General features: G+C 40.9%; 20 protein-coding genes. 6 read left to right on the top strand and 14 right to left on the bottom strand.

Annotation, left to right across the window (positions count from 1 at the left end; genetic code table 11):
• Positions 1 to 8: 8 nt before the first annotated feature.
• The 8 genes from dapB to udk all read right to left on the bottom strand — a co-directional run bounded on the left by dapB (position 9) and on the right by udk (position 7,599).
• The gene (dapB, locus tag ACULLG_RS14415) at positions 9 to 710 is read right to left on the bottom strand and encodes a 4-hydroxy-tetrahydrodipicolinate reductase (RefSeq protein WP_452127501.1); all 702 of its coding nucleotides are present in this window, start codon (positions 708 to 710) and stop codon (positions 9 to 11) included.
• Positions 711 to 713: 3 nt separating this feature from the next.
• Positions 714 to 1,364, bottom strand: a complete 651-nt coding sequence (locus ACULLG_RS14410; protein ID WP_452127500.1) for a DUF5683 domain-containing protein — start codon at positions 1,362 to 1,364, stop codon at positions 714 to 716.
• Positions 1,357 to 2,268: a ParB/RepB/Spo0J family partition protein gene (locus ACULLG_RS14405; protein ID WP_452127499.1), complete on the bottom strand. Its 912-nt coding sequence runs from the start codon at positions 2,266 to 2,268 to the stop codon at positions 1,357 to 1,359. The genes ACULLG_RS14410 and ACULLG_RS14405 overlap by 8 nt, the downstream gene beginning before the upstream one ends.
• A complete protein-coding gene (locus tag ACULLG_RS14400; protein ID WP_452127498.1) occupies positions 2,269 to 3,042 on the bottom strand; it encodes a ParA family protein in 774 nt (257 codons plus the stop codon).
• Positions 3,043 to 3,177: 135 nt separating this feature from the next.
• Positions 3,178 to 5,253: a methylmalonyl-CoA mutase gene (gene scpA, locus ACULLG_RS14395; RefSeq protein ID WP_452127978.1), complete on the bottom strand. Its 2,076-nt coding sequence runs from the start codon at positions 5,251 to 5,253 to the stop codon at positions 3,178 to 3,180.
• The gene (locus tag ACULLG_RS14390) at positions 5,246 to 6,664 is read right to left on the bottom strand and encodes a methylmalonyl-CoA mutase subunit beta (RefSeq protein WP_452127497.1); all 1,419 of its coding nucleotides are present in this window, start codon (positions 6,662 to 6,664) and stop codon (positions 5,246 to 5,248) included. Before ACULLG_RS14390 ends, scpA begins: the two co-directional genes overlap by 8 nt.
• Entirely contained in the window at positions 6,657 to 6,989 is a 333-nt protein-coding gene (locus ACULLG_RS14385; RefSeq protein WP_452127496.1) for an FtsB family cell division protein, read from the bottom strand. The genes ACULLG_RS14390 and ACULLG_RS14385 overlap by 8 nt, the downstream gene beginning before the upstream one ends.
• 1 nt (position 6,990) lies before the next feature.
• On the bottom strand, positions 6,991 to 7,599 hold the full coding sequence (udk, locus tag ACULLG_RS14380; protein ID WP_420602298.1) for a uridine kinase: 609 nt from the start codon (positions 7,597 to 7,599) through the stop codon (positions 6,991 to 6,993).
• 193 nt (positions 7,600 to 7,792) lie between these two features.
• Here udk and ACULLG_RS14375 point away from each other — a divergent pair, with 193 nt between their 5' ends.
• From ACULLG_RS14375 to ACULLG_RS14360, 4 genes are all read left to right on the top strand, one after another.
• Entirely contained in the window at positions 7,793 to 8,278 is a 486-nt protein-coding gene (locus ACULLG_RS14375; RefSeq protein WP_452127495.1) for an acetyl-CoA carboxylase biotin carboxyl carrier protein subunit, read from the top strand.
• Between the two features lie 8 nt (positions 8,279 to 8,286).
• Positions 8,287 to 9,729, top strand: a complete 1,443-nt coding sequence (gene accC / locus ACULLG_RS14370) for an acetyl-CoA carboxylase biotin carboxylase subunit (RefSeq protein ID WP_452127494.1) — start codon at positions 8,287 to 8,289, stop codon at positions 9,727 to 9,729.
• 5 nt (positions 9,730 to 9,734) lie between these two features.
• Complete coding sequence (locus ACULLG_RS14365; RefSeq protein WP_452127493.1) at positions 9,735 to 11,276, top strand: acyl-CoA carboxylase subunit beta; 1,542 nt, start codon at positions 9,735 to 9,737, stop codon at positions 11,274 to 11,276.
• 90 nt (positions 11,277 to 11,366) lie between these two features.
• Positions 11,367 to 12,575: a multidrug effflux MFS transporter gene (locus ACULLG_RS14360; RefSeq protein ID WP_452127492.1), complete on the top strand. Its 1,209-nt coding sequence runs from the start codon at positions 11,367 to 11,369 to the stop codon at positions 12,573 to 12,575.
• Between the two features lie 118 nt (positions 12,576 to 12,693).
• Here the strand turns inward: ACULLG_RS14360 and ACULLG_RS14355 are convergent, their stop codons facing one another.
• From ACULLG_RS14355 to nagB, 5 genes are all read right to left on the bottom strand, one after another.
• The gene (locus ACULLG_RS14355) at positions 12,694 to 13,770 is read right to left on the bottom strand and encodes an anhydro-N-acetylmuramic acid kinase (RefSeq protein ID WP_452127491.1); all 1,077 of its coding nucleotides are present in this window, start codon (positions 13,768 to 13,770) and stop codon (positions 12,694 to 12,696) included.
• Positions 13,757 to 15,364: a glycoside hydrolase family 3 protein gene (locus tag ACULLG_RS14350; protein ID WP_452127490.1), complete on the bottom strand. Its 1,608-nt coding sequence runs from the start codon at positions 15,362 to 15,364 to the stop codon at positions 13,757 to 13,759. Before ACULLG_RS14350 ends, ACULLG_RS14355 begins: the two co-directional genes overlap by 14 nt.
• Positions 15,357 to 16,640, bottom strand: coding sequence for an MFS transporter (locus tag ACULLG_RS14345; protein WP_452127489.1), 1,284 nt, complete (start codon positions 16,638 to 16,640; stop codon positions 15,357 to 15,359). Before ACULLG_RS14345 ends, ACULLG_RS14350 begins: the two co-directional genes overlap by 8 nt.
• A complete protein-coding gene (locus ACULLG_RS14340) occupies positions 16,637 to 18,145 on the bottom strand; it encodes a glycoside hydrolase family 10 protein (RefSeq protein WP_452127488.1) in 1,509 nt (502 codons plus the stop codon). Before ACULLG_RS14340 ends, ACULLG_RS14345 begins: the two co-directional genes overlap by 4 nt.
• A gap of 97 nt (positions 18,146 to 18,242) precedes the next feature.
• The gene (nagB, locus tag ACULLG_RS14335; protein ID WP_452127487.1) at positions 18,243 to 20,177 is read right to left on the bottom strand and encodes a glucosamine-6-phosphate deaminase; all 1,935 of its coding nucleotides are present in this window, start codon (positions 20,175 to 20,177) and stop codon (positions 18,243 to 18,245) included.
• Positions 20,178 to 20,396: 219 nt separating this feature from the next.
• Between nagB and ACULLG_RS14330 the strand changes: the two genes are divergently transcribed.
• Positions 20,397 to 21,146 (top strand): DeoR/GlpR family DNA-binding transcription regulator, encoded by a 750-nt coding sequence (locus ACULLG_RS14330; RefSeq protein ID WP_452127486.1) that lies wholly within the window; start codon positions 20,397 to 20,399, stop codon positions 21,144 to 21,146.
• Positions 21,146 to 21,961 carry an N-acetylmuramic acid 6-phosphate etherase gene (gene murQ, locus ACULLG_RS14325; RefSeq protein WP_452127485.1) on the top strand — a complete coding sequence of 272 codons (816 nt, stop codon included), beginning with the start codon at positions 21,146 to 21,148 and terminating at the stop codon, positions 21,959 to 21,961. The genes ACULLG_RS14330 and murQ overlap by 1 nt, the downstream gene beginning before the upstream one ends.
• On the opposite strand, the gene ACULLG_RS14320 is transcribed toward murQ, so the two are convergent.
• A complete protein-coding gene (locus tag ACULLG_RS14320; protein ID WP_452127484.1) occupies positions 21,962 to 23,086 on the bottom strand; it encodes a PQQ-dependent sugar dehydrogenase in 1,125 nt (374 codons plus the stop codon).
• Between the last annotated feature and the right edge of the window lie 24 nt (positions 23,087 to 23,110).

Genomic DNA, 23,110 nt, shown 5'->3' with positions numbered 1-23,110 from the left:
GTTACGTTTTATTTCAGATTTAACACATCTTTCATAGAAAAAATCCCAGTTTTTCCTTGAATCCATTCTGCTGCGATGACCGCGCCTAAAGCAAATCCTTCGCGGTTATGGGCCGTATGTTTTATTTCAATAGCATCGACGATACTTTGATAGGTAATGGTATGGGTTCCGGGCACTGTACCTTCTCTCTTGGATGTTATGGCAATCGTTTTTTCATCAGATTCATCCAGTTTCCAATTTTGATAACTAGTGTTTTCAATAACTCCTTCTGCTAGTGTAATCGCCGTACCGCTGGGCGCATCCAGTTTTTGGGTATGATGAATTTCTTCGATCGATACTTTATATTGATCTAGGGAGGACATCATCTTTGCCAAATAGGAGTTCAACTCAAAAAAGACATTTACCCCAAGGCTAAAATTGGAAGCATAGATGAAAGCTCCCTTTTTTGTATTGCAAATTTCAATGGCTTCGTCATATTTGGAAAGCCAACCTGTGGTCCCTGAAATTACGGGTATTCCATGTTCAAAACACCCTGTTATATTGTTGAATGCAGCATCTGGGGTGCTAAAATCGATGGCTACATCAATATTTTGATAATCAACCTGGGTGGTATCCACATCAACTTTAGCAACTACTGAATGCCCTCTTTGCTGCGCTATTTGCTCAATCATTTTACCCATTTTACCATAACCGAACAAGCCAATCTTCATAAACTAAAATTTTACGACCAACGCTATTCCATAATTTGGATTGTTGGTCAGGGGATTAAGATCTAAATAAGGTTTAAAGTCAATGGCCAGATCATCATCAACATTGTACTGTTTTAAATGTGCATCCACATTGGCATCGACAATATTCAATGCATACATGACAATGGTGATAAGCAATGATAAATCGCGATCACGCTGGGTACTCTCCTGTGCGTCTTGAAGAGCCTCTAAAGAAATGTCGGGTCCCGTTCCGTCACCGTTAATGTCATAAAATTCATCATCAGTAAAACCGGCACGACGTCTTTTGAAAGCATCCCTGGCCGCATTGTATTGGGTGTTATTGTAGGAATAGACATAGATTCCAGTACCTATAGCTCCCCAAACAATGGGGGCTTTCCAATACCGTTTATTGTAAATCTGACCCAGACCAGGAAGTATTGCAGAATAAAAAGCCGCTTTACTTGGTGCTAAGGGATTGATTTTCTTTTTCTGATAAGTTACTTCTTGAATAGTGATACCTTCTCCTTCAAGATCTAGTGCCAATGAATCAATTTCTTGTGGGTGAGGTTGTTCCTCTTCTGCTTCTTTTTCTTGAGAGAAAGTTGAATGAAAGGACAGTAATAAAATACAGGAAAAAAGGAGGTTTTTAATCACCTGTCAATATTTTTCTTAATCGCTGAAATTCCTCTTTGGAATGAAATGGAATCACAATTTTTCCCTTTCCGTTTGGTGAGGTGGAAATGTCCACTTGGGTCGCAAGTCGTTTTTTAAGGGCATCCAATCCTTTAGAGATAAAATTGGGAACTTCTTTCTGAACATCTTGTTTTTTGTCCGGGGATTTGCCATCCTTCGCATCTTTATATGCTTTGACCAAGCGCTCTGTTTCACGAACGGAAAGACCTTCAGAAACTACTTTTTCGTAAATGTTGATTTGGTCTTTTTTCCTTTCAATATTGATCAATGCACGTCCGTGACCCATAGTAACAAATCCGTCACGCATTCCGGTTTGGATAATGGGATGCAATTTTAAAAGACGGAGGTAGTTGGTTATGGTGGATCGTTTTTTGCCTACACGATCGCTAAGTTTTTCCTGGGTGACCTGAATCTCATCGATTAATCGTTGGTAGGATAGGGCAATCTCAATAGGGTCTAAATCTTGACGTTGGATGTTTTCTACCAAGGCCATTTCCAAGGATTCTTGGTCGTTGGCAATACGTATGTACGCCGGAATGGTCTTTAATCCGACCAGTTTGGAGGCCCTGAACCTTCTTTCCCCGGATACAAGCTGAAATTTATTGAAATCTAGCTTTCTTACGGTGATGGGTTGAATAATACCAAGTTCCTTGATGGAACTGGCCAATTCCTTCAGCGCTTCATCGTTAAAATTGGAACGAGGTTGAAAGGGGTTCACTTCAATTGAATCCACATCTAGTTCAACAACATTTCCAATGACCTGATCTGCATTTTTATCAGAAACCGACTGAATATCATTTTCAGGGTCCTTTAAAAGTGCGGACAGACCTCTTCCCAAAGCTTGCTTTTTGGTTGCTTTCGCCATTTAAACTTTCTCCTTGTTTTTCTTCAATATTTCGTTGGCCAAGTTCAAGTAATTGGTGGCTCCTTTACTGCTTGCGTCATATTTGATAATACTTTCGCCGTAACTTGGGGCCTCACTCAGCCTTACATTTCTTTGGATAATGGTGTCGAAAACCATATCCGCAAAGTGTTTTTTAACTTCCTCCACCACTTGATTGGAAAGGCGCAGTCTTGAATCGTACATGGTCAACAACATGCCTTCAATATCCAAATCATTATTATGGATTTTCTGCACACTTTTTACTGTATTCAATAATTTACCCAAACCTTCCAATGCAAAATATTCACATTGTATGGGAATCATAACGGAATCCGCTGCTGTTAAAGCGTTCAAGGTCAGTAATCCTAAAGATGGGGCGCAATCGATTAAAATGTAGTCATATCTGTTACCCAAACCCTTAAGGGCTTCCTTTAGCATATATTCCCTATTGTCTTTATCGACCAATTCAATCTCAATAGCAACTAGGTCGATATGTGCTGGAATGAGATCCACATTTGGGGAATCGGTCTGAATAATCACCTCATCAACAGATTTGGTATGTTCCAGCAACTGGTAACTACCTTGTTCAACACCATCTACGTCAACACCTAAACCGGAGGTTGCATTCGCCTGTGGGTCGGCATCTATCAACAACACCTTTTTTTCCAGTACACCAAGTGAGGCGGCAAGGTTCACCGTTGTTGTTGTCTTACCTACACCACCCTTCTGATTCGCAATAGCAATTATCTTGCCCATTTGATAGTAAGTTAGGTGCTAAAAATACAATTATTTAAGACGTTAAAAAATGAATTTTGTTAACACTAGGTGAATAACACTGTCAATGCGCGTTAAAGAAAGTTAAAGTTGTAATTACAAGCTTTTTAAGAGGGATCAGTCCATCAAAATCTTTAAGATTTCTATAGCGGCATCACTAATTTTGGTGCCCGGCCCGAAAACAGCAACCGCGCCATGGTCTAACAAGTGTTTGTAATCTTGTTTTGGGATTACCCCACCAACAATAACCAAAATATCCTCCCTTCCATAGGTTTTAAGTTCTTGGACAACTTCTGGGACCAATGTTTTATGTCCCCCGGCCAATGAAGAAATACCAAGAACATGAACATCATTTTCAACCGCTTGTTTAGCTACTTCTGCAGGAGTTTGGAACAAAGGCCCAATGTCTACATCAAAACCTAGGTCGGCGTAACCTGTAGCAACCACCTTGGCTCCACGATCGTGTCCGTCCTGTCCCATTTTTGCAACCATAATTCTTGGTCGTCTACCTTCTTCCAATGCAAAATCATCGGCCAATTTTTTGGCCTCTTCAAAGCTTTTGTTGTTTTTGATTTCTTTGGAATACACTCCCGTAAATGATTGGATTTTTGCCTGATACCTTCCAAAAGCACTTTCCATGGCGTCACTTATTTCGCCCAAAGTAGCTCTCAGCTTGGCAGCAGTTACGGCTAAAGCTAATAAATTTTCACGCTCAGCGTTATTTTGCATTGCTTTTTTGGATGCTTCGGAAATTTGCTTTAGTGCATTTTGAACCTCATCTTCATCCCGGTCGGATTTAAGTTGTTGAAGTTGAGAGATCTGTTGTTTGCGGACTTTGGCATTGTCTACTTCAAGAATCTGAAGCTCATCTTCATCTTCCAGCTGATATTTGTTTACCCCAAGAATGGTATCTTGACCACTATCTATTCGAGCTTGTTTTTTAGCTGCTGCTTCCTCAATTCGCATTTTTGGAATGCCAGCTTCAATGGCTTTGGTCATTCCACCTAATTTTTCCACTTCTTGAATCAGTTTCCAGGCTTCATCGGCAATTTCCTGAGTAAGTTTTTCCACTATGTGGCTTCCTGCCCAAGGATCCACAGTTTTGGTGATATAGGTTTCTTGTTGTAGATAAATCTGCGTGTTCCTTGCAATTCGTGCCGAGAAATCGGTGGGAAGGGCAATGGCTTCATCCAATGCATTTGTGTGCAAGCTTTGGGTACCCCCAAAAGCGGCCGCCATGGCCTCAATAGTGGTTCTGGCCACATTGTTGAAAGGGTCTTGCTCCGTTAAACTCCATCCACTGGTTTGGCTGTGGGTACGGAGCATTAAGGATTTTTCATTTTTTGGGTCGAATTCCTTCACCAATTTGGACCAGAGCATTCTGCCGGCCCGCATTTTGGCAATTTCTGTGAAATGATTCATTCCAATTCCCCAGAAAAAAGATAGACGTGGAGCGAAATCATCAATTTTAAGACCCGCTTTTATTCCAGTTCTGATATATTCAATACCATCTGCAAGAGTATAGGCCAGTTCAATAGCGGCAGGGGCCCCAGCTTCATGCATGTGATATCCTGAAATACTTATACTATTGAATTTGGGCATATGCTGACTTGTAAACTCAAAAATATCGGCTACGAGTTGCATGGATGGTGCTGGGGGATAGATATAGGTATTTCGAACCATGAATTCCTTGAGAATATCATTTTGAATGGTTCCTGAAAGCTTTTCCATGGAAACTCCCTGTTCTTCAGCGGCAACAATATAAAAGGCCATAATGGGGAGTACGGCACCGTTCATGGTCATGGAAACGGACATTTTATCCAAGGGAATACCGTCAAAAAGAACTTTCATATCCTCAACCGAATCTATGGCAACACCTGCTTTGCCAACATCACCTACAACACGATTATTGTCGCTATCGTACCCTCTATGGGTAGGAAGGTCAAAAGCCACGGAAAGTCCTTTTTGGCCTGCTTCCAGATTTCTTCTATAAAACGCGTTACTTTCTTCTGCCGTTGAAAACCCGGCATATTGGCGAATGGTCCATGGTCTGCGGACATACATGGTGGAGTAGGGCCCCCGTAAAAAAGGAGGGATGCCTGCCGCGAAGTTGGAAGGGGTCTCAGCTCTTCCTTCGACAAGCTCAGGATGACAGCCCGATAATTCTATGTTTTGAAGATTTTTTCTACTCATCATCCAATCTTTTTTGTTCCAATTCCTCGGCTAAACGTTTCTCTATGATAGGTTCGATAATGGTCTTTCGTGGTTTGGTCTTTACAAAAGGATAAAGCTCAATATCATTTTTCATGCTGTCCTGGGCATTTTGGAATTTGTTGGTGCCCACTGAAGTAATTCCACCTGAATCAAAAAGTTGCTGTTCTTTAGCCGCACTTTCCTTTACTTTTCTTTGGATTGTTCCTTTTTTCAATTCCAATAGAAATCCACCTGAATTTTCAATCTGTTTGAAAAGATTTAGGGCTTTTTGTGCCAATTGCTGTGTCAATGATTCAATATAGTACGAACCTTCGGCAACATTGGAAGCTTGATCAAAGTAACTTTCCTCTTTGAGCAACAACAACTGGTTTCTAGCAATTCGGTCCGCGAACTCATTATCTTTATGGTAGGTGGAGTCGTAAGGCATGTTAACCACAGTATCTGCACCTCCCAATACGGCAGACATACATTCCGATGTAGTCCGGAGCAGGTTCACATTGTAATCGTAAAGGGTTTTGTTTCGTTTTGAGGGTACGGTCAAAATATGGCAATCCTTATCTAAGTTGTATTCGGAGGAAATACTATTCCATAACCAACGCAATGCCCTAAGTTTGGCTATTTCAAAGAAATAGTTGCTGCCAACAGATACTTTGAAAGCAATTGGGAGAGACCTCTCGGCACTTCGACTTCGCTCAGTGTCCGCTGCCTCCGAACTTCCATGAAAATGATTAAGATATTCGTTGGCATGGGCCAAACCATAAGCTAATTGCTGAACCATGTTGGCCCCGGCATTTTGATAAAGGGATAGATCAACACTAAGTGTTGAGGTAACATTTTGTTTTTTTGTCAGGCTACATATTTCTTCCAAAAGAGAATGGTCTTTCTCCAAATTATGAAACCAGTTTCCAGTTCGGGACAAATTCCCAACAATATCAATATTGAGATGAATGCTAGCGTCCTTCCCCTCTAAAAAAGACAGCAAATTTTTAATGGGTTCCAGCGCCAAAAACTCAAAATTGAAATGTAGTGGAGTGTTTTTTAAATCGATATCGGCGAGCAATGCCTCTGCATCAAAATCTTCATGGGGAATGGTGAAAATCAAACTTTCAGCCCCTCTTTTTAGAGCGTCCAGTGCTCTTGCGTTGGCTTTTTTTGCATCCCCGATATAGATGGATTGTCCAATTTTCCAATTGTGCCCTTTCGGAAGGTGAAAGGTTTTTAGTTCTTGTAAATCCTCCGAATGGTAGAAGGGTTTTACGGCAATCCCTTCCAAGGACTCCCAAACCAAGGTCTCGTTGTAATCCGCTCCCTTTAGATCAAATTGGATTTTTTGTTTCCACTGTTTTGCAGAAACCTCGGAAAATTCATCAAGCAAACCTGATTTATTCATCCTTTTTAATTTTTAGGCTATCCTCATATTCAATCAAGAAGATTTCTTCGTTCTCTTTCTTCATGTAGAACTTTTCACGGGCAAATTTCTCCAATTCACCTTTATCTGATAGCTTTTCCAGAATGTCTTTGTCTTTACTGATTTCACCTTGGAGAAATTCTTTCTGTTTTTCCAACTTTTTGATTTCGTTCCGAAGCTCTAAATGAATCAGCAAAGAATTAGTGTCGAAAAAAGCCATCCAGATTACAAAAATGGTAAGTACCAGCACATACATATTGGTCATTACCTTAAACCATTTTTTATTTTTTAGCTCTTTGAATCCCATTTTAATGTAACCTGTCGTTTATAATGGTACGTACCATATCCACCGCAACCGTATTGTAGTGGTTGTTGGGGATAATGATATCCGCAAATTCCTTTGAAGGCTCTATAAACTGCTGATGCATTGGCTTTACCGCGGTTTGATACCTTGTCAACACTTTTTCCAAGTCATGTCCCCGTTCACGAATATCCCTTTGCAATCTTCGTATCAAACGCTCATCCGAATCTGCATGGACATATATTTTTATATCGAACATGTCACGGAGTTTGGGATTGCTAAGCACCAAAATGCCCTCTACGATCATTACCTTTCTAGGTTCTGTTGGAATGGTGTCCTCAAGTCGATTTTCTTCTACAAAGGAATAAATGGGTTTGTCGATGGATTTCCCCTCCCTTAATGCTTCGAGGTGTGAGATCAACAAATCAAAATCTATGGAATTTGGATGGTCAAAATTGATTTTTGCCCGCTCTTCCTTAGTCAAGTGGGAAAGGTCATTATAATAGGAATCCTGGGATATAACGCCAACCTCATTTTCTGGAAGTTCCTCCACAATTTGATTGACCACCGTGGTTTTTCCGCAGCCCGTACCGCCAGCAATTCCTAAAATCAGCATAATGATAATTTTAACCCCAAAAGTAAGCATTTGATAAGATTTTCAACCTGCCCGATTGCAGTTGCATAGTTAGCTTACAATTATATGTAAATGAATGACCATTATCATAATTCTTAAAAGTTTATGGGTATAGATTTGTGGTAGATTAGGTCATAATCTTATATTTATAAAGATAACCTTTGATAACTTCTCTATGGAAAATTCCTATGTGGTCAAAGTCGATGAAAGCTTTGATTTTCAATTGTCAGGAGAGGATATTTCTAAACTCGATATCCTTAAAACTGGGAACGGCACCTTCCACCTATTAAAAAACGGAACATCGTATAAGGTTGAGATCAGCAATGCGGATTTCAATAGTAGATTGTACACGGTAATGGTGAACGGCAGTGAGTTCCAAACCTCAATTGGCACCCCTTTGCACGAACTCATCAAAAAAATGGGTTTTGCTTCAAACGGCACCAAGAACATCGATTCCGTTTCTGCACCCATGCCGGGACTCATTTTGGATATTTCGGTGGAAGAAGGCCAAGAAGTTGCAGAAGATCAGCAGCTATTGGTGTTGGAGGCCATGAAAATGGAAAATATCATCACTTCGCCAAGAAAAGGAGTCGTAAAAAAGATTGCGGTGAAGCAAGGAGATGCTGTTGATAAGAAACAATTGCTAATTCAATTTCAATAAAACGGGTCATGAAGAAAATATTGGTTGCAAATCGCGGAGAGATAGCCTTACGGGTGATGCGGACCGCGAAAAAAATGGGAATCAACACCGTTGCCGTGTTTTCTGAAGTGGATAGAAATGCACCGCATGTCAGGTTTGCCGATGAGGCCGTTTGCATTGGAGAGGCACCTTCCAATAAATCCTATTTATTGGGGGACAAGATTATTGAGGTGGCCAAAAAGTTGAATGTCGATGGAATCCACCCTGGCTATGGCTTTTTGAGTGAGAATGCGGATTTTGCTGAAGCAGCAGAGAAGAATGGCCTAACATTTATAGGTCCAAAATCAAAGGCGATCCGAATAATGGGGAGCAAGTTGGCCGCCAAGGATGCCGTAAAAGAATACAACATTCCCATGGTGCCCGGTATTGATGAAGCTATCACGGATGTAGCCAAAGCCCATGAAATTGCCAATGAGATTGGATACCCGGTTTTGATAAAAGCTTCTGCCGGTGGCGGTGGTAAGGGTATGCGGATTGTGGAAAGAGAAGCTGATTTGGAATCTCAAATGGAACGTGCCATTAGTGAGGCGACCTCTGCCTTTGGCGATGGTTCTGTTTTTGTGGAAAAATATGTCACTTCACCCAGACATATTGAGATTCAGGTAATGGCCGACACCCATGGAAATGTGTTGCACTTTTTTGAACGCGAATGCAGTATTCAACGTCGTCACCAAAAGGTAGTGGAAGAAGCGCCATCGTCTGTATTGACCCCAGAGTTACGGGAAGAAATGGGAGTAGCCGCAACCAAGGTTGCCAAAGCTTGCGATTATGTCGGCGCCGGAACGGTGGAATTTTTAATGGATGCCGATTTAAATTTCTATTTTTTGGAAATGAACACCCGTTTGCAAGTGGAACACCCGGTTACGGAGCTGATTTCAGGAGTGGATTTGGTAGAACTTCAGATTAAAGTGGCCAGAGGAGAAAAGCTTTCCATTAAACAAGAAGATTTAAAGATTCATGGTCATGCTGTGGAACTTCGCGTATATGCAGAGGACCCCTTGAACGATTTTCTTCCCAGTGTTGGAAACTTGGAGACATACAAACTTCCGGTTGGCGAAGGTGTCCGGGTGGATAATGGTTTTGAAGAGGGGATGGACATTCCAATTTACTATGATCCCATGCTTTCAAAGTTGATTACCTATGGTAAAACCCGTGAAGAGGCCATCGAATTGATGCTTGATGCCATTCAAGATTATAAAATAAAGGGCGTGCAGACCACATTGCCTTTTGGCACCTTTGTTTTTGGCCATGAGGCTTTCCGGTCTGGGAATTTTGACACCCATTTTGTAAAAAATTACTATTCACCGGAAAAAATCAAAAAGAAAAAGGAGAGTGAAGCAGAGATTGCCGCGATGGTTGCACTTTATCAATATCTTGAAGACAAAAAAATAGTTCAACTACCCACAAACTAACACAGATGGATTCCAAAGTAAAAATATTAAAGGATAAGATTGAAGAAGCCCATTTGGGTGGTGGTGAAAAGCGGATTGCAAAGCAACACCAAAAGAAAAAACTGACTGCTCGGGAACGAATCGATTATTTGTTGGATGAGGGCTCTTTTGAAGAAATGGGGATTTTGGTAACCCACCGCACCACTGATTTTGGGATGGAGAAGGAAATCTATTATGGGGATGGTGTCATCACGGGTTACGGAACCATTAATGGGAGGTTGGTCTATGTTTATGCCCAGGATTTTACGGTTTTTGGAGGAGCTTTATCAGAAACCCATGCCGAAAAGATTTGCAAGGTGATGGATTTGGCCATGAAAGTGGGCGCGCCCATTATTGGTCTCAATGATTCTGGGGGTGCCCGAATTCAGGAAGGTGTAAAGTCTTTGGGAGGTTATGCCGATATATTTTATAGAAATGTACAGGCTTCAGGAGTAATTCCACAAATATCCGCTGTAATGGGGCCATGTGCTGGTGGTGCCGTTTACTCTCCAGCCATGACCGATTTTATTGTGATGGTGGAAGAAACCAGTTATATGTTTGTGACAGGTCCAAATGTGGTTAAAACGGTAACTAATGAGGAGGTGACATCCGAAGAACTTGGGGGTGCAACTACACACGCCATAAAATCAGGGGTGGCCCATAAAACTTCCAATAATGATGCTTCTTGTTTGGATGATATTAAAAGGCTTTTGGATTATCTGCCTCAAAACAATACCGAAATTCCAAAAACACTGGATTACAAATTAGGTGAGGAGATTCGAGATGAATTGACCAATATCGTACCTGACAATCCCAACAAGCCATACGACATGCATGACGTGATCAATGGGATTATCGATGCGGATTCCTTTTATGAAATCCATAAGGATTATGCAGAAAACATTATTGTGGGATTTGCCAGGTTGGGAGGCCGTAGTGTTGGAATAATTGCCAATCAACCTATGTTTTTGGCAGGTGTTTTAGGAGTGAAGAGTTCCAGGAAAGCAGCACGATTTACCCGTTTTTGTGATGCCTTCAATATTCCATTGTTGGTATTGGTAGATGTGCCAGGATTTTTACCAGGCACAGATCAGGAATGGAACGGAATCATCATGCACGGAGCGAAATTGTTATATGCACTTAGCGAAGCTACCGTTCCACGTGTTACCGTGATTACCAGAAAGGCTTACGGAGGCGCTTACGATGTGATGAACTCCAAACATATTGGTGCAGATTTTAATTTTGCATGGCCGACAGCTGAAATTGCAGTGATGGGAGCTAAAGGGGCGAGTGAGATTATTTTTAGAAGGGAAATTGCGGCTGCGGATGACCCAGAAGCCAAACTCAAGGAGAAAGAAGCCGAGTATGCTGACAAGTTTGCCAATCCGTACCGAGCTGCACAACGTGGTTTTATAGATGAAGTCATTCTACCTAAAAATACTAGGCGCAAATTATTGAAGGCCTTTGCGATGTTAGAGAAGAAACAGGTGCAGACCCCTAAAAAGAAGCATGGGAACATTCCTTTGTGATTTTTAAACTATAAAATCTTTCTATAACCCCATATCCAAATACCGTCTAAAAAAGTTCATTGCTGAATAGGGTATATGTAATTTTGCGTAATGCAAAAAGACACCCAAAAACCAAATTTCGAGTTTATTGCCTTGATGGCCTCCTTGATGTCCATCGTGGCCCTGGCGATTGATGCACTTTTGCCCGCAATTTCGGATATAGGTGCAGCCATAAATAGCCTCAATCCAACGGATAATCAATTACTGGTCACCATGATTTTCTTGGGTCTGGGCTTGGGACAATTGTTCTTTGGCCCTCTCTCTGATTGTTATGGCAGAAAACCAATTGTGTATGTAGGTTTTACGCTGTTTGTTTTGGCCAGCATTATATGCGTCTTTGCACCATCTTTAGAGATCATGATTATAGGCAGGATTCTTCAAGGTATTGGGCTTTCTGCACCTAGAACATTGGCCATTTCCATTATCAGGGACACCTATAAAGGAGATTATATGGCCAAAGTGATGTCATTTGTAGTCGCCTTTTTTATCCTTGTGCCAGTGGTGGCTCCCGCCATAGGAAAGGTTATTTTGGATAGCTTAGGGTGGAAGGCCATTTTTTATATCCAACTGGTTTTTGGTCTTTTGGTCTGTATCTGGTTTTGGAAACGGCAGCCCGAAACCCTTAAACCAGAATTTAAAATCCCATTTACCAAACATGTATTTGTAGATGGAACCAAAGAGTTTATGAAATACAAGGAAACCATCGCTTATACTTTTATGTCAGGGTTAGTGACTGGAGCCTTTTTGGTTTACCTGAGTGCGGCACAACATGTTTTCGAGGATATTTACCAAATGAAAGAAGCATTCCCTTATATTTTTGCAGGACTGGCAATTTCCATAGGGTTTTCTACATTTTTGAACGGTACATTGGTGCTTAAATTTGGAATGCGTAAACTTTCCTTGATGGCACTCATTGCTTTTTGTACGATTGCTTTGTTGTATGCATTCATTTTTTGGAATGCACCAAATCCTAACATCTTTGTTTTGGTAGGATTTCTTTCAGCTCAGTTCTTTTGTCTTGGTTTTATGTGGGGAAATTTTAGGTCTATTGCCATGGAACCCATAGGTCATATTGCTGGAATAGGAGCAGCCATTAATGGATTTATATCCACCTTATTGGCCATTCCCATAGCCTCATTCATTGGAAATTTTGTTGAAACCAGTGTTTGGCCCCTTTTTGCTGGTTTGGGTATTTGTGGGTTGGTTTCGTTGGTAATTTATATGATGATACGAAAACCTAAGAGGGTAGCCACGGCATAAAATTTCGGATTTGTTAGGTCGAGCTGTCTTCCTGAGCCTGTCGAAGGGTGAGACCAATTAAAGAGCATAGTTTTTAAGACTTCTCGACTGCGCTCGAAGTGACACATCTTAATCTCTATTATTTCGGAACGAATATTTCACCACTGCATGAATCTTGGGTTGCTCCGGTAACAGAAGAGAGTACATTGATTTTGCTTTCAGTACGAAGTACCCCCATTAAGGCAAAAACCAAAGCTTCTTTATAAGCAATCAATGTTTTGTTGGGGACAACGACTTCGATGGATGTTCCTAGTTTGGTTTGAAGGATATCCACAAAGAATTGATTCAACGCGCCACCACCTGTAACAAACAATTTGCTTTGAGGATTAACGGCATGTTTGTGTACCTCAATCGCAATTTGCTCACAGTTGTGACGGATAAATGTGTTCAGTAAATCATTCTCCGAAGCTTTGGAAGTCTCAATCAGCGGGACAATCTTTTCCGTGAACCATTCGTAGCCTGTGGACTTTGGATAGGGAAGTCTATAATATTCGAGCAGATTCAATTGTTGAAGCAATTCCATATCCAGTTTTCCTGACCGAGCCATTTTTCCATTTTCATCATAATCCAACTCAATTTTTTGGGTAATGTAGTTCAATGGCATATTGGCCAGACCGATGTCGTAAGCGATTCGTTCACCATCTTTTTCAAAGGACATATTGCTGATTCCGCCAAGGTTCAGGCAGAAATCATAATCAGAAAACAACAGTTGATCACCGATAGGAACCAAAGGCGCTCCTTGTCCGCTCAGTGAAACATCCTTGGTCCTGAAATCGCAAATGACCTGTTTACCGCTCGTATTGGCCAATAATTGCCCATCTCCCAATTGAAATGTAATTCCATCTTCCGGCCTATGATGCGAAGTGTGTCCGTGGCTCGCAATAAAATCAACTTCTAAAAGGTGTTCTTCAATAAAAGTCTTGGCCTGTTTTCCTAACCAAATTCCATAGTCCTTGTGTAATTGATCATGTTCTTCCTTAGAAAGGTAAATGGCATTTTTTAGAGCATCCCTTAATTTTTGGTCGTATGAAATGTCCTTGGTTTTTTCAATGGAAAATTCCCAATGATCATTGGATTGCCATAAATGGCAATAGGCCGAATCCAGACCATCCAATGAGGTGCCAGACATTAACCCTAAAACCTTATATTTTTTCATGATGGTTTTTGAGTTTTACTGGAAGCTTTCCTTTGGCCTCAAGTTGACCTATGAAATGCTGGTAAGCTTCCGTTTGGAATTCTGGAAAATCCTGATAGGCCACAACCATATTTGAAGATGCCCCCAGATTTAAAATATCCAGAACATAAGGATTTCCAAAAAGATAGATCAAAACGTTCTTTTGCGCTGCCATTTCATTAATGAAATCCAATAGTTCAGGTTGAAGCCCAAATAGGTTTTTAGGTTTTACGAAAGGAGGGAAGAGGGCCAATACGATATTTTCATGGTCGGCAGCGAGACTTCTGATTTCATGTATTGAATTCAATTCCAATTGATAGTGATGTTGTCCGTATTGTTTTTCAATAGCTGCTGAGAAACTGTTTTCTTTCTTGTTGTTCACCGAAAGATTCAGAAAACTGGATTCTTTGATTTGTTCAACGACTGGTGAATCTCCGTAAATCTCTGTAAGGCTATGCTGGGCCAGTTTTTTGTTTAATGTCGAAGGAGAGGAAATACTTTGCTCATGATCAGTATTTGAAAACTCCAGCTCCTTTAATCGCCAAATTCTTCTAAAGCTTGCTTCAATCCTTTTTTCAGTAGAGGATTGTAAAATGTTGTGGATGCCTTCCGTAGGGAATTCCGAAAAACACATCACGTCCATTCCAGCATTAAAAGCAGCCAATTCGAGTGTTCCTTTCTGCGGATATTTTTTTGAAACGGCATGCATATTGAGGGCATCGGAAATGATTACACCATCAAACTTCAATTCCGTTCGCAAAACATCAGTAATTATTTTAGATGAGGTTGTAGCTGGATTCTCTGAATCATCCAAAGCTGGAACAGCCAAATGTCCTACCATAACTGCATAGACTCCATGCTTTATGAGTTTGGAAAATGGATATAACTCATTCTCCCATAAATCTTCTTTGGATTTAGTTATAACGGGTAACCCAAGGTGGGAATCGGTTGCTGTATCACCGTGCCCCGGAAAATGTTTGATGGAATTTAATACACCCACACTTTTCGTCCCATTTAAATAAGCTTTTGCTTTGGAAAACACCTTGTTCTTATCGTCTCCAAAGGACCGATATCCAATCACAGGGTTGTCAGGGTTGTCATTTATATCAACCACCGGAGCCAAGTTCCAATGTATACCGGCCGCTTTGCAATCCAGGGCAATTTGTCTTCCAACTTCAAAAATCAGGTCTGAATTTTCTTGAATGGCTCCCAAAGTAATTGCGTAGGGATATTGATGGGTATTCTCAATGCGCATGGCCAGCCCCCATTCGGCATCAATGGCTACCAATAATGGAAATTGAGCTGCCTTTTGGTATCTGGAAATGAGTTGTTTTAATCGGTCGTAACTATACTCATTATGAACTACTTTCTTTTTGCCTTCAAAATTGGTGGCAGCACTGGCACGACTATGAAAAAAACAAATCGAACCAATGGCTTGGGTACGAATCAAATCTTCAATTTGTTGTACTTCTTCTTCGGTATCATTTATAAAAACAGCGGGCATGAACAGTTGTCCTACCTTTTGTTTTAGGGTGAGCTTTTCTGATGCTTCTTTATATGACAGTACGTTACGCATCTCCATTTGAATTGGACTTTTTACCATAATCCTCGGGATATTTCAAAAACCGTAAAATCAAAAATGCCGGAATGGCTGCAATGACCACCCAAAGAAAAAAACCGTCGTAACCCAACCATTCCTGGATATATCCACTCAACATTCCCGGGAGCATCATGCCCAATGCCATGAATCCTGTGGCTATGGCGTAATGGGAAGTTTTAGAAACTCCTTCGGCAATATAGATTAGATAAATGAGGAAAGCCGCGAATCCAAATCCGTAGCCAAATTGTTCCAAAACAACAGTTCCCACCACTGCGAACAGGCTTGTGGATTGTGTAAAAGCCAAAAATGCATACAGCGCATTGGGTAGGTTGAGTGCCAACATCATCGGCAGCATCCATTTTTTCAACCCGTCTCTTGAAATCAGGATTCCGCCTAAAATTCCACCTAAAGAAAGCATAATGACACCCACGGTACCATAGATTGTGCCCACAGCTTCGGTTGAATATTCCAATCCGCCCACATCCAAAGTATCCAATAGAAAAGGGGAAGCCATTTTCACCAATTGCGATTCTCCCAATCGATAGGTAAGGATAAAGGCCAAGGCAATCCAAATCTGTTTCTTCTTGAAGAAAGAGGCAAATACATCTAAAAATCCTGCAGGTTTTTCTTGGTCCAAGTTGGACGATTGTTCAAATTTCGGAGCTGCGAAAAAATTGGAAACGGTTAAAATCAACATTAAAACGGCGGCACAGATCATGGTCATTGACCAAGCTTTGGTATTGTCTCCATATTTGTTCTCCAAAAAACCAGCAAATATGACCAGGAGTCCTTGGCCAGTTACCATGGCCAATCGGTAAAAAGTACTGCGTAATCCTATAAAGAATGATTGTTTCTTTTGTGAAAGCCCAATCATGTAATAGCCATCAGAGGCAATGTCGTTGGTTGCTGATGCGAATGCGGCCATCCAGAAAAAAGCAAGGGTAATTATGAAAAATGAGTTGGAGGGAAGAAAAAGCCCTATTCCTAAAAAAGACAAGGCAACCACCAATTGCATGGCCAAAAACCATTTTCTTTTGGTTCCATTTAGGTCTACAAGTGGACTCCAAAGCGGCTTTAAAACCCATGGAAGGTATAGCCAACTGGTATACAGCCCGATTTCGGCATTGCCAATCCCCAATCGTTTGTACATAATCACGGAAACCACCACCACCATAATATAGGGGATTCCTTGTGTAAAATAGAGAATAGGTATCCAGGCCCATGCTCCTTTATCTTTGGCGACGGTACTCATTTGTATTGGTTTTTTGTCGGGGAAACGATTTGGGTTTCACTTTCATTGCCATATGCATCAATTAGCGAGATGCCAATATTGTTTTTCAATTGTTTTTTGGTCAAATTTATTTGGGTACAATGCTGTTTTTCTTCTACGGAAAGATAATGTTTTCCTAGAAGTTGTTTTTGATTGGGGTCGGACTTATTTATGGAATGTAATTGAAGAAATCTAGGAACACTGTCTTTATGCGACACACAAACCTGAAGGGTGCCTTTATCAATTTTCATTGATTCAATTTGCAAGGGGGATAAGGTTCTTTTTGTTTTTAACTGGCCAATCGGGTTTTGGGAGGGATATCGATAAAATTGTCGTTTCAGTTTTTTTGTGACTTTTTCATGTTTTCCAATAAGGGATTTGGCACTGAAAAGGACATTGCCTGTAATTTCCTTGGTGGATCTTGCCAAAGAAAGCTGTTTAGGGATCTCATTTTTTCTTTTCCAAGCCTTATCCGGGTTGTTTTTGATTTTATAAGTACCATTTCCAATGTATAAATTGGTGTTCTTTACTTTTTTCGACCACCACTGCGTAATGATGCGATGGGAAGCGGGTGGATAATCCATACTCCAATACACTTGGGGAACCAAGTAATCCAACCAGCCTTTTTCCATCCAGAGTAAAGGATCAGCATATAAATCCTCATAGTTGGTTTGTCCTGCTCTTGTATCAGAACCATTGGGGTCGGTGCTTTTATTTTTCCAAACCCCGAAGGGGCTGATACCAAATTGCACCCAAGGTTTGGTCTTTTTGATGGTTTTATACACTTTTTTTACCAAAGAATCCACGTTGCCTCTTCGCCAATCATCCAACGTTTGATTTTGTAGACCATGCGTTTGAAAAGCAAGATTGTCCTGAAAAACTTCATCTTGGATTTTATAGGGATAGAAGTAGTCATCAAAATGAATGGCATCCACATCATAATTTGTCACCACTTCTTCGATTGCATTGGTCAGTTTTTGCTGGACTTCAGGCAACCCCGGATTGTAGTAATATTTTTTGCCGTATTTGAGCATCCAATCCGGATGTTGGTAAAAATCGTGATTTTTGGATAGTTTTGTTGTATCCAAATCAAAGGTTGCACGATAAGGATTCAACCATGCATGAAACTCCATTCCCCGTTTATGGGTTTCTTTGATCATCCATTCCAAGGGATTGTTGAAATTTTTTGGCGTTTCTCCTTCCTTTCCAGTCAAATATTTGGACCAAGGTGCCAGGTCGGATGGGTAAAAAGCATCTCCGGCGGTACGAATTTGAACAATTGCGGCATTGAAATTTAAATCTTGGTAGAAATCAAGAATTTCTTGGAAGTCCCTTTGTTGTTTTTCTGCACTGTCATTGGCATTTTTTGGCCAGTCAATATTTACTACGGTAGCTACCCAAACACCCCTAAATTCTGTTTTTGGGGCTTTGTATACGGAACATGAAAAACAGAACAGAAGTAAAACGAAAAAAAGAATGCGTTGCATATGGTAAAAATGAAAAGGCCTACTTAAAACTAAAAGTAGGCCTTTTCCTGAACTTAAAATTAAATTAACTCAAAACTAAAATCATGCTGTTCAATAATTATTTGAACTTATATCGTACAAAGGCTTCAATGGCTGCATAATCGGCCATTCCTAATGCTTTATAGTGCTGTGCAGTGTCTTTGTTGCGTTCTTCGGCCCGCATCCAAAATTCTCGTGAATCGTTTCCTTGGAACATAACACCATCTTTTTGGGATTGGTGGCAGAATATGGCAAGTCTTTTTCTAAGCACCTGTCCAGGACTCATAGGTACTGCCATTTCAATCTCGTTGATGTCCCATTCGTGCCATGCACCTCTATAAAGCCATAACCAGCAATCATCCATAAAAGGTTCCTCCTTTAATTGTTCCACTGCGGCAAAAACGGCATCCAAACAAACTTTGTGCGTGCCATGTGGGTCGGCCAAATCACCAGCCGCATATATTTGGTGTGGTTTTACTTTTTTAATGATGTCTTCCATTATGGCAACGTCAGCATCGGAAAGGTCATTTTTCTTAATGGCACCAGTTTCATAGAAAGGTAAATCCAGGAAATGTACGTTGGCATCGTCCAACCCAAAATAGCGGGTTGCTGCATACGATTCGCCTCTTCTGATATTTCCTTTAAGCTTTCGAACCTCTACGGGGTCAAAATCACCATCGTTTTTGGATTTTATGGAATCTATGATTTTCTGGGCTTCAGGAGTGGCTTGTATGGAATTGGCGGTTTCAGCAAATTTTAATGCCTCAGTATCCGCTACTGCAATGTTTCCCGATGTTTGATACGCTACATGAACTTCATGCCCCTGCGATACTAACCGGTCAAAAGTACCACCCATGGAAATAACATCGTCATCGGGGTGTGGACTGAAAATGATGACTCTTTTTTTCACTGGTAAAGCCCGTTCTGGTCTGTTGGTGTCATCCGCATTGGGTTTGCCTCCTGGCCATCCTGTTATAGTATGTTGTAGTCTATTGAACATTTTAATGTTCAAGTCGTACGAATCTTGTTGGGTCAAAAGCCCCGACATTCCATTGTCGTTGTAATCCTTGTCGGTCAGGCTCAATATGGACTTGCCGGTTTTGTCACATAACCACACAATTGCTTTTGCTGTTAATTGCTCTGTCCACTCGCAAGATTCATCTACCAACCAAGGTGTTTTGTTTCTTGTAAGCTCGGTAGCAGCTCCGGTATCAAGAACGAAGGTACAGTTCTTATGTTCTTGAAGGTAGGTGGCGGGAACCTGGGAAGATATTTCGCCTTCAACCGTATTTTTAATGATTTCGGCCTTGTTTTGTCCCCAACCAAGCAATACAATTCTTTTCGCGCTCATTACCGTGGAAATTCCCATGGTAATGGCCTTTCTCGGAACATTATCAATACCTAAAAATGCTGGAGCGGCATCAACGCGGGTTATATGGTCCAAGGTGATAACCCTTGTTGCTGAATTGTAGTGTGAACCTGGTTCGTTGAAACCAACATGGCCGGTTCTACCAATCCCTAAAAGTTGAAAATCCAACCCTCCGGCTTCCTTTATCTTCTTTTCATAGGCAACGCAGTGTTCTATTACAGCTTTTCCGGTTACCGTTCCACTTGGAATATTTACATTCTCTGGTGCAATATCTATATGGTTGAACAGGTGCTCGTGCATAAAGTAGTGGTAGCTCTGCCTATTTTCCTTTTCCATGGGCAGATACTCATCCAAATTGAAAGTGGTGACATTGGAAAAGCTCAATCCTTCTTCTAGGTGCATTCTTACTAGTTCCTCATACACCCGTATTGGCGATGAGCCCGTTGCAAGACCAAGAACGCAAGGTTTGCCTTCTGCTTGTTTTTGTCGAATCAAATCAGCAATCTCGTTGGCAACGATTACTGAACCTTCTCGAGAATTGTCGAAAATGATGTTGTGGATTTTTTCAAAACGGGTTTCCTCAAACTGTCCGACAGGTTTGTAGGAAATGTCAATACTTTGCTTTTTCACTGTTGCTGTTTCCATGAAAAGTGGATTTTCAATGTGTTGTTGTTACTTTTTATTGGTTCTTCGAATGGTCAAAATCAAAACTTTACACGGCAAAAGTAGGAAATAAAAATCAATTTTGCTGTTTTTTGCTTTTTTTAATGCAGTTTTTTGCATTAAATAACAATTTATTAACTTTAAAACAGAATAAAACAGCAAACTTTGAAATTGCATATCTTTGCGAAATAGACTGGAAATATGCTTAAAGAAGAACGTCAGCGTACAATTTTAAATGAAGTGGCTCTACATAACAAAGTATTGCTAACCGATATAGCAGAGATGTTGGATGTATCTATCGATACCGTTAGAAGGGATGTAAAGGAACTGGATACGGATAGCAAACTTAGAAAAGTACACGGAGGCGCGGTTGCCTTGGGTTTTACCAATACAACAGTAAGGAATAACAATATATATGCCCTTGATGAGAAAAAGAAAATTGCTGAAAAAGCTGTAAGTCTCTTGAAAGACGGAGGGGTTGTTTTTATTGATGGAGGAACAACCTGTGTGGAACTGGCCAGGCAAATACCGGAGAATATCAAATTAACCTGCTTTACCATGAGCTTACCGGTTGCTTTGGAACTTTTGGTCAAACCAAATGTTAAGGTCATTTTAATTGGAGGTGAAGTTTCTAGAGATTCGCAAATATCTTTAGGGGCTGGTGCCATAAACCAATTATCTGAAATTCATGTGGATTATGGTTTTATTGGTACGGGATATGTGGATGCCAGCTATGGGTTAACAGAGTTTGACTGGGATATTGTTCAGGTAAAGAAGGCGGTGATAAAGGCATCAAAAAAAACGATATTGTTGTCCATTTCTGAAAAATTAAATTCCCAACACCGGTATAAAACTTGCGATATCAATGCTATTAGTACCATGATTACAGAACTAAACCCAAATAACGAACGTTTAAACCTTTTTAGAAATCAAGAGATTCACCTGTTATAATGCAAACAAACTATAAAAAGATTACCGAGAGCCCTTCGAATTATGACAATTTGGAATTAATGGATACCCAAACCATTTTGGAAAGCATGAACAAAGAGGACCAAAAGGTTGCTGTGGCAGTAGCAGAGGTCATTCCCCAAATTTCAAAATTGGTGGATGAGACAGCAGAGCGGTTTTTAAAAGGAGGTAGATTGTTTTATATCGGAGCTGGTACCAGTGGCAGGTTGGGTATTTTGGACGCTTCAGAGATTCCACCTACTTACGGGCTTCCACATGATAGGGTAGTGGGACTCATGGCCGGTGGGGACATCGCTATCCGCAAATCCGTGGAACATGCAGAAGATGACCCAAATCAAGCTTGGAAAGACTTAAGTGAACATAATATTGATGAAAACGATGTTTTGGTCGGGATTGCCGCTTCCGGAACAACCCCATATGTGCTAGGTGGTATTGCCGATGCGAAAAAACATGGAATTCTCACCGCCGGAATCACCAATAATCCAGGTTCACCTTTGGCCACTGATTCTGATATTCCAATAGAAATTAACGTGGGCCCCGAGTTTTTAACGGGCAGCACCCGAATGAAAAGTGGAACAAGCCAGAAGTTGGCGCTCAATATGATTACCACTTCCCTTATGATTAAAATCGGTCGTGTAAAGGGGAACAAAATGGTGGACATGCAATTGAGCAACAACAAATTGGTCGATAGAGGAACCCGATATTTGGTCGAGGCGTTGAATATTGAATATCAGGAAGCCGCAAAAGCCTTAAAAAAATATGGTTCCGTAAGGGAGGCAATAAAAGCGATGAAGTGATTATTGGTTTTTTGGAATCAATTTATAAATCCCTTTGCCCTCAATACCCACATAAATATATCCGTCAGGCCCCTGTTTTACATTACGAACACGACCCATTCCGTCCAATAATTTCTCTCGATAAGTGACCTTATTGTTTTCAAGAACCAAACGTTCCAAATACTGAAAGGCCAATGACCCCACCAATAAGTTTCCTTTCCATTTGGGGTATTTGTTGGATGATACGAATGTCATCCCCGAAGGGCCAATCGAGGGAGTCCATTGGTAAACAGGCTGTTCCATTCCGGGTCTTGAGGTCTCATCGGTAATTTTGGTGCCACTATAGTTAATGCCATAGGTGATTACGGGCCAACCGTAGTTTTTTCCTTTTTCAACAATATTGATTTCATCACCGCCTCTTGGTCCATGCTCATGTTCCCAAAGTTCACCAGTTTCAGGATGCAAGATTAATCCCTGCGGGTTTCGGTGTCCATAGCTATAAATTGCCGTTTTTGCTCCGGATGTTGATACAAAAGGATTGTCTTTTGGAATACTTCCATCATCGTGAAGCCTATAAATTTTACCACCATCTCGGGTAACATCTTGTGGATTAGCATCCCTGTTCCCTCGGTCTCCTACCGAAAAATAAAGATATCCCTCGTGGTCAAATTCAAATCGAGAACCAAAATGCTGCCCTTTGGTGGTATTGGGAACTGCCTTATACAAGACCTTTTTGTCAACCAGTTGATTCTGGTCAAGTTTGGCACGTAGTATTGTGGTATTCCCTCCTTTTCCATCCCCATCGCTTGAAGAATAGGACAAATACAGCCAACCATTGTTCTCATAATTTGGATGCAATGCCACGTCCAAAAGTCCACCTTGCCCGCGGACATAGATTTCAGGTAGTCCATTTATTTCGGTAATTTTTCCATCACTAAAAAGAAGTAATTTCCCTGCTTTTTCCGTAATCAGCATTGCCCCGTTTGGGAGAAAGGTCATTCCCCAAGGATTTTGAATATCAGAAATTAGCTCTTGAGCAGTAAAATCAAGGGTTTTCGGAAGATTAACGCCATTATCCCTGTTTTGGGCACAGGACGTAGATAGCATTACAACGAAAAAATAAGGAATTAGAGCACTTTTTTTCATAGATTTACGTTGAAATAATAGATT

The sequence above is a fragment of the Flagellimonas sp. 2504JD1-5 genome, assembly GCF_053618295.1.
This window is presented reverse-complemented; position numbering and strand designations above follow the sequence as displayed.

Bases quoted from the DNA above. Each gene is read 5' to 3' on its own strand.
- ACULLG_RS14340 (WP_452127488.1), bottom strand. From the start codon at position 18,145: ATGCAACGCATTCTTTTTTTCGTTTTACTTCTGTTCTGTTTTTCATGT.
- ACULLG_RS14345 (WP_452127489.1), bottom strand. From the start codon at position 16,640: ATGAGTACCGTCGCCAAAGATAAAGGAGCATGGGCCTGGATACCTATT.
- ACULLG_RS14365 (WP_452127493.1), top strand. From the start codon at position 9,735: ATGGATTCCAAAGTAAAAATATTAAAGGATAAGATTGAAGAAGCCCAT.
- accC (WP_452127494.1), top strand. From the start codon at position 8,287: ATGAAGAAAATATTGGTTGCAAATCGCGGAGAGATAGCCTTACGGGTG.
- ACULLG_RS14375 (WP_452127495.1), top strand. From the start codon at position 7,793: ATGGAAAATTCCTATGTGGTCAAAGTCGATGAAAGCTTTGATTTTCAA.
- ACULLG_RS14400 (WP_452127498.1), bottom strand. From the start codon at position 3,042: ATGGGCAAGATAATTGCTATTGCGAATCAGAAGGGTGGTGTAGGTAAG.
- ACULLG_RS14390 (WP_452127497.1), bottom strand. From the start codon at position 6,664: ATGAATAAATCAGGTTTGCTTGATGAATTTTCCGAGGTTTCTGCAAAA.
- udk (WP_420602298.1), bottom strand. From the start codon at position 7,599: ATGCTGATTTTAGGAATTGCTGGCGGTACGGGCTGCGGAAAAACCACG.
- scpA (WP_452127978.1), bottom strand. From the start codon at position 5,253: ATGAGTAGAAAAAATCTTCAAAACATAGAATTATCGGGCTGTCATCCT.
- dapB (WP_452127501.1), bottom strand. From the start codon at position 710: ATGAAGATTGGCTTGTTCGGTTATGGTAAAATGGGTAAAATGATTGAG.
- ACULLG_RS14320 (WP_452127484.1), bottom strand. From the start codon at position 23,086: ATGAAAAAAAGTGCTCTAATTCCTTATTTTTTCGTTGTAATGCTATCT.
- ACULLG_RS14355 (WP_452127491.1), bottom strand. From the start codon at position 13,770: ATGAAAAAATATAAGGTTTTAGGGTTAATGTCTGGCACCTCATTGGAT.
- murQ (WP_452127485.1), top strand. From the start codon at position 21,146: ATGCAAACAAACTATAAAAAGATTACCGAGAGCCCTTCGAATTATGAC.
- ACULLG_RS14405 (WP_452127499.1), bottom strand. From the start codon at position 2,268: ATGGCGAAAGCAACCAAAAAGCAAGCTTTGGGAAGAGGTCTGTCCGCA.
- ACULLG_RS14350 (WP_452127490.1), bottom strand. From the start codon at position 15,364: ATGCGTAACGTACTGTCATATAAAGAAGCATCAGAAAAGCTCACCCTA.
- ACULLG_RS14330 (WP_452127486.1), top strand. From the start codon at position 20,397: ATGCTTAAAGAAGAACGTCAGCGTACAATTTTAAATGAAGTGGCTCTA.
- ACULLG_RS14360 (WP_452127492.1), top strand. From the start codon at position 11,367: ATGCAAAAAGACACCCAAAAACCAAATTTCGAGTTTATTGCCTTGATG.
- ACULLG_RS14385 (WP_452127496.1), bottom strand. From the start codon at position 6,989: ATGGGATTCAAAGAGCTAAAAAATAAAAAATGGTTTAAGGTAATGACC.
- nagB (WP_452127487.1), bottom strand. From the start codon at position 20,177: ATGGAAACAGCAACAGTGAAAAAGCAAAGTATTGACATTTCCTACAAA.